Origin of the sequence: Pseudomonas sp. RIT-To-2, assembly GCF_029623465.1 — a bacterium.
GTDB classification, from domain to species: Bacteria; Pseudomonadota; Gammaproteobacteria; order Pseudomonadales; family Pseudomonadaceae; genus Aquipseudomonas; species Aquipseudomonas silvicola.
Window position 1 is genome coordinate 70,037 of the sequence record NZ_JAPYKM010000018.1, and the last position, 11,848, is coordinate 81,884.

Annotated in this window: 10 protein-coding genes and 2 tRNA genes; all 12 read left to right on the forward strand. The window is 60.3% G+C overall.

Annotated elements, in window-relative coordinates; genetic code table 11:
- Positions 1 to 14 precede the first annotated feature (14 nt).
- Positions 15 to 1,355 (forward strand): phosphoglucosamine mutase, encoded by a 1,341-nt coding sequence (gene glmM, locus QBK88_RS17390; protein ID WP_277963003.1) that lies wholly within the window; start codon positions 15 to 17, stop codon positions 1,353 to 1,355.
- Positions 1,356 to 1,420: 65 nt separating this feature from the next.
- Entirely contained in the window at positions 1,421 to 2,176 is a 756-nt protein-coding gene (gene tpiA / locus QBK88_RS17395; RefSeq protein ID WP_277963004.1) for a triose-phosphate isomerase, read from the forward strand.
- 4 nt (positions 2,177 to 2,180) lie between these two features.
- On the forward strand, positions 2,181 to 2,564 hold the full coding sequence (gene secG, locus QBK88_RS17400) for a preprotein translocase subunit SecG (RefSeq protein WP_008373835.1): 384 nt from the start codon (positions 2,181 to 2,183) through the stop codon (positions 2,562 to 2,564).
- A gap of 22 nt (positions 2,565 to 2,586) precedes the next feature.
- Positions 2,587 to 2,672, forward strand: a tRNA-Leu gene (locus tag QBK88_RS17405).
- 98 nt (positions 2,673 to 2,770) lie between these two features.
- A tRNA-Met gene (locus QBK88_RS17410) sits at positions 2,771 to 2,847 on the forward strand.
- A 131-nt stretch (positions 2,848 to 2,978) separates the two neighbouring features.
- A complete protein-coding gene (gene rimP, locus QBK88_RS17415) occupies positions 2,979 to 3,437 on the forward strand; it encodes a ribosome maturation factor RimP (RefSeq protein WP_027981879.1) in 459 nt (152 codons plus the stop codon).
- Positions 3,438 to 3,496: 59 nt separating this feature from the next.
- Positions 3,497 to 4,978: a transcription termination factor NusA gene (gene nusA / locus QBK88_RS17420; RefSeq protein ID WP_027981880.1), complete on the forward strand. Its 1,482-nt coding sequence runs from the start codon at positions 3,497 to 3,499 to the stop codon at positions 4,976 to 4,978.
- A 27-nt stretch (positions 4,979 to 5,005) separates the two neighbouring features.
- Positions 5,006 to 7,507, forward strand: coding sequence for a translation initiation factor IF-2 (gene infB / locus QBK88_RS17425; protein ID WP_277963005.1), 2,502 nt, complete (start codon positions 5,006 to 5,008; stop codon positions 7,505 to 7,507).
- Positions 7,508 to 7,616: 109 nt separating this feature from the next.
- Entirely contained in the window at positions 7,617 to 8,018 is a 402-nt protein-coding gene (rbfA, locus tag QBK88_RS17430) for a 30S ribosome-binding factor RbfA (RefSeq protein WP_268145719.1), read from the forward strand.
- A gap of 3 nt (positions 8,019 to 8,021) precedes the next feature.
- Positions 8,022 to 8,939 (forward strand): tRNA pseudouridine(55) synthase TruB, encoded by a 918-nt coding sequence (gene truB / locus QBK88_RS17435; RefSeq protein WP_277963006.1) that lies wholly within the window; start codon positions 8,022 to 8,024, stop codon positions 8,937 to 8,939.
- A gap of 116 nt (positions 8,940 to 9,055) precedes the next feature.
- On the forward strand, positions 9,056 to 9,325 hold the full coding sequence (gene rpsO / locus QBK88_RS17440) for a 30S ribosomal protein S15 (protein WP_158157548.1): 270 nt from the start codon (positions 9,056 to 9,058) through the stop codon (positions 9,323 to 9,325).
- 253 nt (positions 9,326 to 9,578) lie between these two features.
- On the forward strand, positions 9,579 to 11,684 hold the full coding sequence (pnp, locus tag QBK88_RS17445) for a polyribonucleotide nucleotidyltransferase (RefSeq protein WP_277963007.1): 2,106 nt from the start codon (positions 9,579 to 9,581) through the stop codon (positions 11,682 to 11,684).
- Positions 11,685 to 11,848: the final 164 nt, after the last annotated feature.

Here is an 11,848-nt window from a genome sequence, read left to right on the forward strand (position 1 = left end):
ATGACGGAGCACACATGAGCAGAAAGTATTTTGGCACCGACGGTATTCGCGGCCGTGTCGGGGAATACCCCATTACCCCTGATTTCATGCTCAAGCTGGGCTGGGCGGCAGGCATGGCGTTCCGCAAGATGGGCGCCTGTCGTGTGCTGGTCGGCAAGGACACGCGCATTTCCGGGTACATGTTCGAGTCGGCCCTTGAAGCTGGCCTGTCGGCCGCCGGTGCCGACGTGATGCTGCTGGGCCCGATGCCTACCCCGGCCATCGCCTACCTGACCCGTACTTTCCACGCCGAGGCGGGGATTGTCATCAGCGCATCGCACAACCCCCATGACGACAACGGCATCAAGTTCTTCTCCGGCCAGGGCACCAAGTTGCCGGACGAGATCGAGCTGATGATCGAAGAGTTGCTGGACACGCCGATGACCGTCGCCGAGTCGAGCAAGCTGGGCAAGGTGTCGCGCATCAACGACGCGGCCGGCCGCTACATCGAATTCTGCAAGAGCAGCGTGCCCACCAGCACCGACTTCGCCGGCCTCAAGCTGGTGATCGACTGCGCCCACGGCGCCACCTACAAGGTCGCCCCCAACGTGTTTCGCGAGCTGGGCGCCCAGGTCACGGTACTGTCAGCGGCGCCTGATGGCCTGAACATCAACGACAACTGCGGCTCCACTCACATGGAGGCCCTGCAGGCAGCGGTTCTGGTTGGCCATGCCGACCTGGGCATCGCCTTTGACGGTGACGGCGACCGCGTGCTGATGGTCGACCACACGGGCGCCATCGTCGACGGTGACGAGCTGTTGTTCATCATTGCCCGCGACCTGCACGAACGCAACAAACTGCACGGCGGCGTGGTCGGCACCTTGATGAGCAACCTGGGCCTTGAGCTGGCACTGGAAGAACTGTCCATTCCGTTCACCCGCGCCAAGGTGGGCGACCGCTATGTCATGGCTGAGCTCAAGGAGCGTGACTGGCAGCTGGGCGGTGAAAACTCCGGCCACATCGTCTGCTGTCAGCACACCACCACCGGTGACGCGATCATCGCCGCGCTGCAGGTCCTGCTGGCCCTCAAGCGTCGTGACGAAACCCTGGCCCAAGCCCGCCACGGGCTGCGCAAATGCCCGCAGGTACTGGTCAACGTACGCTTCGCCGGCGGGGATGTAGACCCCATCGAACATCCGTCGGTCAAGCTGGCCTGCGAGCGTGTCACCGAAGCCATGGCGGGCCGTGGCCGCGTGCTGCTGCGCAAGTCCGGCACCGAGCCGTTGGTGCGCGTGATGGTCGAAGGTGACGATGAAAAGGTCGTCAGCGCGTACGCCGATGAGCTTGCCAAGGTCGTCAGTGAAGTTTGCGCCTGATACGGCTTGCCAGTAGCCTCCGCGTTGGGTAACATCTGCGCCCACTTTGACCGACGAGGTACAGCATGCGTCGCCCTATGGTAGCTGGTAACTGGAAAATGCACGGTACCCGCGCCAGCGTCGCTGAGCTGCTCAAGGGCCTTGGAAACGAGGCCCTGCCCGGCGGTGTTGATGTGGTGGTGTTTCCACCAAGCCTGCATGTCGAGCGAGTGATCGACGGCCTGCAAGGTGCATCGATCGAAGTAGGCGCGCAGAACTGCGCGGCGCAAACCGGGCAAGGCGCCCTGACCGGCGAAATTTCGTCGACTCAGTTGGCTGATGCCGGTTGCAAGCTTGTGTTGGTCGGTCACTCCGAGCGTCGCCAGGTCATTGGTGAGTCGGATGAAGTGCTGGTTCGCAAGTTCGAGGCAGCTCAGGCTGGTGGTCTGATCCCGGTGCTCTGCATCGGCGAGACCCTGGCGGAGCGCGAGGCGGGCAAGACCCTGGAAGTGGTAGGGCGCCAGCTGAGCAGTGTCATTGATGCCCTGGGCATCGGTGCCTTTGCCAAGGCGGTGATCGCTTATGAGCCTGTATGGGCCATCGGCACTGGCCTGACGGCAACGCCACAGCAGGCGCAGGATGTGCACGCAGCCATCCGCGCCCAACTGGCGGTAGAGAATTCTGAAGTCGCGCAAGGTGTGCGGCTTCTATACGGCGGCAGCGTGAAGGCGGCCAATGCGGCTGAGCTGTTCGGCATGCCGGATATCGATGGGGGGCTCATTGGTGGAGCCTCCTTGAATGCAGATGAGTTCGGTGCGATCTGTCGCGCCGCGGGAAACTGAGAAGATGCTGGAAACAGTCGTAGTCGTGTTTCATCTGCTGGCTGCCCTGGGTGTAGTTGCCCTGGTATTGCTGCAGCAGGGTAAAGGTGCGGACGCTGGCGCGTCTTTCGGAGCAGGTGCATCAAATACTGTGTTCGGAAGCCAAGGTTCCTCTACCTTTCTTAGTAAGTTTACTGCTATACTTGCCGCAGGTTTCTTCATAACCAGCTTGGGGTTAGGATACTTTGCTAAAGAGAAAGCTCACCAGCTGACTCAAGTAGGGTTACCCGCTCCAGCCGCAGTTGAAGCGCCAAAGCAAAAGCCGGCGACAGATGATGTTCCGGTGCTTCAAGAGCAAAAGACTGACGTGAATGCCACTGACGTACCTCCAGCTCAAGAGCAAAAGTAACAAGGGTTTCACATGTAGTATTGCCGAGGTGGTGGAATTGGTAGACACGCAACCTTGAGGTGGTTGTGCCCATAGGGTGTAGGGGTTCGAGTCCCCTTCTCGGTACCAATTAATCAGGAGAGCCCGCAGCAGCGGGCTTTCTTGTCGGTGGAAGTGTGCGATTGACCCAGAAGGGTATCAGTCGTATACTTTTGCCCCAGCTTTGTCGCGGGATGGAGCAGTCTGGTAGCTCGTCGGGCTCATAACCCGAAGGTCGTTGGTTCAAATCCAGCTCCCGCAACCAGTTTTACTGGAGCCCCTTTTACAGGGGCTTTTTGTTAGCTGAAAAGATCATAGCGCCGGTATTCAACGGCGTTTCAGGGATGGGCGCTTCGCCCATTTTTTATTTGCATAAGCATGCACGAGGGGGTTCAGGTGTCGAGCAAGCTAGAACAGTTGCAGGCCTTGTTGGCCCCGGTGGTCGTGGCCCTAGGCTATGAATGCTGGGGTATCGAGTTCTCGGCCCAAGGCCGTCACTCAATGTTGCGCATTTATATCGACAAAGAAGGCGGTGTGCTGGTGGATGACTGCGCCATTGTCAGTCGTCAGGTCAGCGGGGTTCTGGATGTCGAAGACCCTATCGCTGTCGAGTACACCCTTGAAGTGTCTTCTCCTGGCATGGAACGCCCGCTGTTCACACTCGAACAGTTCGCCAAGTATGCCGGGGATCAAGTGAAGATCAAGCTGCGTTCCCCTTTCGAAGGGCGTCGCAACTTTCAGGGCCTTCTGCGCGGAGTAGAGGAGCAGGATGTCGTGGTGCAGGTGGATGACCACGAATTCCTTCTGCCGATCGACATGATCGACAAGGCCAACATTATCCCCAGTTTTGACTGAGACGTGCCAGATACTGCGGATCCCGCGGATCCAATGGCTTGCGAAAGGCGAGGCGTACGATGAGCAAAGAAGTACTGCTGGTTGTTGAGTCGGTATCCAACGAAAAGGGTGTACCGGCCGGCGTAATATTCGAAGCGCTGGAGATTGCTCTGGCAACCGCTACCAAGAAGCGCTTCGAAGATGAAGTGGACCTGCGTGTGGAAATCAACCGCCACACCGGTGCCTATGAAACCTTCCGTCGCTGGGCAGTGGTCGAGGATGAAGACCTGGACGACCCGGCGATCGAATTGGCCGTCGACCAGGCCCAGGCCAAGAAGCCGGGCGCCGTTGCCGGCGACGTGATCGAAGAGAAGATCGAGTCGATCGAATTCGGTCGCATTGCCGCACAAACCGCCAAGCAGGTGATTGTCCAGAAAGTTCGTGAAGCCGAGCGCGCCCAAGTGGTTGACGCTTACCGCGAGCGCCTGGGTGAAATCATCTCCGGTACCGTTAAAAAGGTTACCCGTGACAACGTCATCGTGGACCTTGGCAACAACGCCGAAGCCCTGCTGGCCCGCGAGGACATCATTTCTCGCGAAACTTTCCGAGTGGGTGTGCGCCTGCGTGCCCTGCTCAAGGAAATCCGCACCGAGAACCGCGGTCCGCAGCTGATTCTGTCGCGTACAGCGCCAGAAATGCTGATCGAACTGTTCCGCATCGAAGTGCCGGAAATTGCCGAAGGCCTGATCGAAGTGATGGCTGCGTCCCGTGACCCGGGTTCGCGTGCCAAGATTGCGGTCCGCTCCAAGGACAAACGCATCGACCCACAAGGTGCCTGCATCGGTATGCGCGGTTCGCGCGTCCAGGCGGTATCGGGTGAATTGGGCGGTGAGCGTGTGGATATCGTCCTGTGGGATGACAACCCCGCGCAGTTCGTGATCAACGCGATGTCCCCAGCTGAAGTGGCGGCGATCATTGTCGACGAAGATGCCCATGCAATGGACATCGCCGTTGGCGCTGACAATCTGGCTCAGGCCATTGGTCGTGGTGGTCAGAACGTGCGTCTGGCCAGCCAGTTGACTGGCTGGACCCTGAACGTGATGACCGAATCGGACATCCAGGCCAAGCAGCAAGCGGAAACCGGCGACATCCTGCGCAACTTCATCGACGAGCTGGAAGTCGACGAAGAGCTGGCACAGGTGCTGGTGGACGAAGGCTTCACAAGCCTGGAAGAGATTGCCTACGTACCGTTGGAAGAAATGCTCAACATCGACGGCTTTGACGAGGATATCGTCAACGAGCTTCGCGCTCGGGCCAAGGATCGACTGTTGACCAAAGCCATCGCTACTGAGGAAAAGCTGGCAGACGCCCATCCGGCCGAAGACCTGCTCTCGCTTGAGGGTATGGACAAGGATTTGGCGATGGAACTGGCGGTGCGCGGCGTGATTACCCGCGAAGACCTGGCCGAGCAGTCTATTGATGACCTGCTCGACATCGACGGCATTGACGATGATCGTGCCGGCAAGTTGATCATGGCCGCCCGAGCCCACTGGTTCGAGTAAGTAGGCGCGGCCTGAGGAGAGAAGTGCATGACGCAAGTCACGGTGAAAGAACTGGCCACAGAGGTCGCCGCACCGGTAGAGCGCCTGTTACAGCAGATGCGTGAGGCAGGTCTGCCGCACACCGACGCCGGACAAGTTGTGACCGATAATGAGAAGCAGGCTCTGCTGGCTCATTTGAAAAGCAGCCACAAGGCTAAAGCGGAAGAACCACGCAAGATTACCTTGCAGCGCAAGACCACCAGCACCCTGCGTGTGGCTGGCAGCAAGAGCATCAGCGTAGAAGTACGCAAGAAGAAAGTATTCGTGCAGCGCAGCCCGGAAGAAATCCAGGCCGAGCAGAAGCGCGAGCTGGAAGAACGTCGCGCCGCCGAAAACGCTGCGCGTCAGAAGGCTGAACAGGAAACTGCCCGTCAGCGCGCTGAAGAAGAAGCGCGTCGCCCGGCTGCACCTGCTGCTGCCCCGGCCGCTGCCGAAGCTGCGCCTGCGCCTGCCAACGTCGACCTGGGTGCCGTTGCACCTGCGCCGTCGGCCGACCGCAAGAAAGACGAGCCGCGTCGCCCGGACAAACCGCGCAACGACGACGCCCGCCGCAATGATGGCGAGCGCAAGAACGCGCCGCATCGTGCTTCGGTGAAAGAGAAGGAAAAGGCGCCGACTCCACGTGCCGCCCCGCGCACCACCGACGAGGAAAGCGATGGCTTCCGTCGCGGCGGCCGTGGCAAGGGCAAGCTGAAGAAGCGTAACGCCCACGGCTTCCAGAACCCTACCGGTCCTGTGATCCGTGACGTGCAGATCGGCGAGACCATCTCCGTGGGTGACCTGGCTGCGCAGATGTCGGTGAAGGCTGCCGAAGTCATCAAGTTCATGTTCAAGCTGGGTACCCCGGCCACCATCAACCAGGTGCTGGACCAGGAAACTGCCCAGCTGGTTGCTGAAGAACTGGGCCACAAAGTGACTCTGGTCAGCGACACCGCCCTGGAAGACTCCCTGGCCGAATCGCTGAAGTTCGAAGGTGAGGAATTCTCCCGTGCGCCAGTCGTGACCGTCATGGGCCACGTTGACCACGGCAAGACCTCGCTGCTGGACTACATCCGTCGCGCCAAGGTAGCTGCGGGCGAAGCCGGCGGCATCACCCAGCACATCGGTGCCTACCACGTCGAAACCGACCGTGGCATGGTGACCTTCCTGGACACCCCTGGCCACGCCGCGTTTACCGCCATGCGTGCCCGTGGTGCCAAGGCGACCGACATCGTGATCCTGGTGGTCGCAGCCGACGACGGCGTGATGCCACAGACCATCGAAGCCGTTCAGCATGCCCAGGCTGCTGGCGTGCCGCTGGTTGTCGCGGTGAACAAGATCGACAAGCCGGGTGCAGACCTGGACCGTATCCGCAGCGAGCTGTCGGTACACGGCGTGACTTCGGAAGAGTGGGGTGGCGACACTCCATTCGTACCGGTCTCGGCCAAGCAGGGTACTGGCGTCGACGAGCTGCTGGAAGCTGTTCTGCTGCAAGCCGAAGTACTGGAACTGAAGGCAACCCCTTCTGCTCCGGGCCGCGGTGTAGTGGTCGAGTCGCGCCTGGACAAGGGCCGTGGCCCTGTCGCTACCGTACTGGTTCAAGACGGTACCCTGCGTCAAGGCGACATGGTACTGGTCGGTTCGAACTACGGCCGTGTACGTGCCATGCTCGACGAGAACGGCAAGTCGATCAAGGAAGCAGGTCCGGCCATTCCGGTCGAGATCCTGGGCCTTGATGGTACCCCGGACGCTGGCGACGAGATGAGCGTGGTTGCCGACGAGAAGAAAGCCCGTGAAGTGGCTCTGTTCCGTCAAGGCAAGTTCCGCGAAGTCAAGCTGGCCCGTGCTCACGCCGGCAAGCTGGAAAACATCTTCGAGAACATGGGCCAGGAAGAGAAGAAGACGCTCAACATCGTCCTCAAATCCGACGTCCGTGGTTCGCTGGAAGCTTTGCAGGGCGCTCTGAACGGCCTGGGCAACGACGAAGTGCAAGTGCGCGTCGTCGGTGGCGGTGTCGGTGGTATCACCGAGTCCGACGCCAACCTGGCACTGGCCTCCAATGCAGTACTGTTCGGCTTCAACGTGCGTGCCGATGCCGGCGCGCGCAAGATCGTCGAGCAGGAAGGTCTGGATATGCGTTACTACAACGTGATCTACGACATCATTGAAGACGTCAAGAAAGCCCTGACCGGTATGCTCGGCAGCGACGTTCGCGAGAACATCCTGGGTATCGCCGAAGTGCGTGACGTGTTCCGTTCGCCGAAGTTCGGCGCGATCGCCGGCTGCATGGTCGTCGAAGGTACCGTGTACCGCAACCGTCCGATCCGCGTACTGCGCGAAGACATCGTTATCTTCGAAGGCGAGCTGGAATCCCTGCGCCGCTTCAAGGATGACGCGTCCGAAGTGCGTGCCGGCATGGAATGCGGTATCGGCGTCAAGAGCTACAACGACGTCAAGGTCGGTGACAAGATCGAAGTCTTCGAGAAGGTCCAAGTGGCTCGTACGCTCTAACACGCGAGCTAGAGGAGTGCGCCAGGTCCGCCTGGCCACTCTAAACGCAACGCCCGGCCCGGCTCTGCCCTGGCCGGGCGTTTGCCGCTTCAGTTACAGGTAAGCATTCATGGCAAAAGAATACAGCCGTACCCAGCGCATCGGCGACCAGATGCAACGCGAGCTGGCGCAACTGATCCGCCGTGAGGTCAAGGACCCGCGCGTGGGCCTGGTGACCATCACTGCCGTCGACGTCAGCCGGGACGTGGGCCATGCCAAGGTGTTCATCACCGTCATGGGCCAGGACAGCGCCGAAGACATCAAGCAGACCATCAAGGTGCTGAACTCCGCCGCAGGCTTCCTGCGCGTGCACCTGGGCAAGGAAATGAAACTGCGCAGCGTGCCGCAGCTGCACTTCCACTACGATGAGAGCGTCACCCGTGGCGCCCAGTTGTCGGCGCTGATCGAGCGTGCCGTGGCCGAAGACAGCCAGCACCAGGACACCGACAGCAAACCAGGCACCGAGGAGTAAGCGGTGGCTCAGGTCAAGCGTATCCGTCGTAACGTCAGCGGCATCATCCTGCTGGACAAGCCGCTGGGGTTCACCTCCAACGCGGCCCTGCAGAAGGTCCGTTGGCTGCTCAATGCCGAGAAGGCCGGCCACACCGGCAGCCTCGACCCCCTGGCCACCGGCGTGCTGCCGCTGTGCTTCGGTGAGGCCACCAAGTTCTCCCAGTACCTGCTCGATTCCGACAAGGGCTATGAGACGGTGATGCAGATGGGCCAGACCACCACCACGGCCGACGCCGAAGGTGAGGTTCTGCGTACCCGAGATGTAACCGTTTGTCGCGACGACATCGAAGCGGTTTTGCCACGTTTTCGTGGTCAAATCAGTCAGATACCGCCGATGTACTCCGCCCTCAAGCGTGATGGCCAGCCGCTTTACAAGCTGGCTCGTGCAGGGGAAGTAGTGGAGCGCGAGGCGCGTTCTGTTACTATTGACCGGTTGGAATTGCTGGCCTTCGATGACACCCGCGCGCGGTTGTCGGTAGGGTGCTCCAAAGGCACCTATATCCGCACCCTGGTGGAAGACATCGGTGAGCAATTGGGCTGTGGCGCGTACGTCGCTGAACTGCGTCGCACCCAGGCAGGCCCCTTCACGCTGGCCCAGACGGTCACCCTCGAGGAACTCGAGCGTGTGCATGCCGAGGGTGGCAACGAGGCGGTCGACCAGTTCCTCATGCCTTCGGACAGCGGCCTGCTGGATTGGCCCCTGTTGCAGTTTTCCGAGCACAGTGCGTTCTACTGGCTGCACGGACAACCGGTAAGAGCCCCGGACGCGCCGAAATTCGGCATGGTACGGGTGCAGGATCACAATGGTCGCTTCATCGGTATCGGTGAAGTGAGCGAAGACGGGCGCATCGCGCCACGTCGCTTGATTCGGTCAGAATGACCGGACGAGGGTGGCTGTTAACAGGCACGGTTATCCCTCACTTTTAAATACGAGGATCTGTCCTCGGCCTGTTGGAAGCCGGTCAAACGGTTTTCCTTAGTAATGGAGATGCCCTCATGGCACTTAACGTTGAAGAAAAAGCAAAGATCGTTGGTGAGTTCCAGCAAGCCGCTGGCGACACCGGTTCGCCAGAAGTGCAGGTTGCACTGCTGACTGCCAACATCAACAAGCTGCAAGGCCACTTCAAGGCCAACGGCAAAGACCACCACTCGCGTCGTGGCCTGATCCGTATGGTTAACCAGCGTCGCAAGCTGCTGGACTACCTGAAGGGCAAAGACACCACTCGTTACAGCGCCCTGATCGGCCGTCTGGGTCTGCGTCGCTAACAGCGGCCCGGGCTTGTGGTGTGCGCGGCGTGTTGCCTCCGTCGAATCCGGCGCCTGGCGCCGGAGCTGACGAACACGCCGTGCGTATCAATGAGGTTGGTTGGCTGTTCTGCATGGGCGCTCAGGCGTTGATGCAGGGCAGGCTTCCAGCCTCAAGTTTTATCTGGACTGCCAAAGGGCCGATTCCCCTTGCTGCCCAAGAATTTCGCAAGAAACCAGTTCCCCCAGAGCAAACTGAAGAAGGTAGGAAACCGTGAACCCGGTAATCAAGAAATTCCAGTTCGGTCAATCGACCGTCACCCTCGAGACTGGCCGTATTGCCCGTCAAGCCTCCGGCGCCGTACTGGTCACCGTCGATAACGACGTCACCGTGCTGGTCACTGTTGTAGGCGCAAAGCAAGCCGACCCAGGCAAGGGCTTCTTCCCGCTGTCCGTGCACTACCAGGAAAAGACCTACGCTGCCGGCAAGATCCCTGGTGGTTTCTTCAAGCGTGAAGGCCGTCCTTCCGAGAAAGAGACCCTGACCTCGCGTCTGATCGACCGTCCGATCCGCCCCCTGTTCCCTGAAGGCTTCATGAACGAAGTGCAGGTTGTCTGCACCGTCGTGTCGACCAGCAAGAAGACCGATCCGGACATCGCTGCCATGATCGGTACCTCGGCTGCCCTGGCCATCTCCGGTATTCCGTTCGAAGGCCCTATCGGCGCTGCCCGCGTTGCGTTCCACGAAAGCACCGGCTACCTGCTGAACCCAACCTACGAACAACTGGCTGCCTCGAGCCTGGACATGGTCGTGGCCGGTACCTCCGACGCCGTGCTGATGGTTGAGTCGGAAGCCAAAGAGCTGACCGAAGACCAGATGCTGGGCGCCGTGCTGTTCGCCCACGACGAATTCCAGGCGGTCATCAACGCCGTCAAGGAACTGGCCGCCGAAGCTGCCAAGCCTACCTGGGCCTGGGCGCCTCAAGCCGAAGCCACCGAACTGCTGGGCGCTATCCGTGCAGAGTTCGGCGCAGCGATCTCCGACGCCTACACCATCACCGTCAAGGCCGACCGTTACGCGCGCCTGGGCGAGCTGAAGGAGCAGGTCGTGGCCAAGCTGTCCGGTGAAGAAGGCCAGCCTTCGGCCGCTGACGTGAAAGCCGCATTCGGCGAGATCGAATACCGCACCGTTCGCGAAAACATCGTCAACGGCAAGCCACGTATCGACGGCCGTGACACCAAGACCGTGCGCCCGCTGAACATCGAAGTCGGTGTTCTGCCCAAGACCCACGGTTCGGCCCTGTTCACCCGTGGCGAAACCCAGGCCCTGGTCGTCGCGACCCTGGGTACTGCCCGTGACGCACAGCTGCTGGACACCCTGGAAGGCGAGAAGAAAGACCCCTTCATGCTGCACTACAACTTCCCTCCGTTCTCGGTGGGCGAGTGTGGTCGCATGGGCGGTGCTGGCCGCCGCGAAATCGGCCACGGCCGTCTGGCCCGTCGTTCGGTTCAGGCCATGCTGCCTGCTGCTGACGAATTCCCGTACACCATCCGCGTCGTGTCGGAAATCACCGAATCCAACGGTTCGAGCTCCATGGCTTCCGTCTGCGGTGCTTCCCTCGCCCTGATGGACGCTGGTGTGCCGATGAAGGCGCCGGTTGCCGGTATCGCCATGGGCCTGGTCAAAGAAGGCGAGAAGTTCGCCATCCTGACCGACATCCTGGGTGACGAAGACCACCTAGGCGACATGGACTTCAAGGTAGCCGGTACTGCCAAGGGTGTGACTGCCCTGCAGATGGACATCAAGATCAACGGCATCACCGAAGAGATCATGGAAATCGCCCTGGGCCAGGCCCTGGAAGCGCGCCTGAACATCCTCGGCCAGATGAACCAGATCATCGGCAAGTCGCGTGAAGAGCTGTCCGAGAACGCTCCGACCATGATCTCGATGAAGATCGACACCGACAAGATCCGTGACGTCATCGGTAAAGGCGGCGCCACCATCCGCGCTATCTGCGAGGAAACCAAGGCCTCGATCGACATCGAAGATGATGGCTCGATCAAGATCTTCGGCGAAACCAAGGAAGCGGCCGAGGCGGCCAAGCAGCGCGTGCTGTCGATCACTGCCGAAGCTGAAATTGGCAAGATCTACGTCGGCAAGGTTGAGCGCATCGTCGACTTCGGCGCTTTCGTAAACATCCTGCCTGGCAAGGACGGCCTGGTTCACATCTCGATGCTGAGTGACGCTCGCGTAGAGAAAGTGACCGACATCCTGAAAGAAGGCCAGGAAGTTGAAGTACTGGTATTGGACGTAGACAACCGCGGCCGTATCAAGCTGTCCATCAAGGACGTCGCCGCTGCAAAGGCTTCGGGTGTGTAATAACCCGTAGCAACAGGAAAGGGCCCTTCGGGGCCTTTTTTTGTGCGCGTGCGGCCGCTGGCGTTTGTTTTCACCCAGTTCTTTAGCGGACATGCAACTTGCACGCGGTTTCACCGCCGAACATGCAATATGCACGATCGACGAAAAATGCGATGTTCGTAAAC

What these genes read in the sequence shown, in the direction of transcription:
- glmM (WP_277963003.1), top strand. Translation starts at nt 15, where the DNA reads ATGAGCAGAAAGTATTTTGGCACCGACGGTATTCGCGGCCGTGTCGGG.
- tpiA (WP_277963004.1), top strand. Translation starts at nt 1,421, where the DNA reads ATGCGTCGCCCTATGGTAGCTGGTAACTGGAAAATGCACGGTACCCGC.
- secG (WP_008373835.1), top strand. Translation starts at nt 2,181, where the DNA reads ATGCTGGAAACAGTCGTAGTCGTGTTTCATCTGCTGGCTGCCCTGGGT.
- nusA (WP_027981880.1), top strand. Translation starts at nt 3,497, where the DNA reads ATGAGCAAAGAAGTACTGCTGGTTGTTGAGTCGGTATCCAACGAAAAG.
- infB (WP_277963005.1), top strand. Translation starts at nt 5,006, where the DNA reads ATGACGCAAGTCACGGTGAAAGAACTGGCCACAGAGGTCGCCGCACCG.
- rbfA (WP_268145719.1), top strand. Translation starts at nt 7,617, where the DNA reads ATGGCAAAAGAATACAGCCGTACCCAGCGCATCGGCGACCAGATGCAA.
- rpsO (WP_158157548.1), top strand. Translation starts at nt 9,056, where the DNA reads ATGGCACTTAACGTTGAAGAAAAAGCAAAGATCGTTGGTGAGTTCCAG.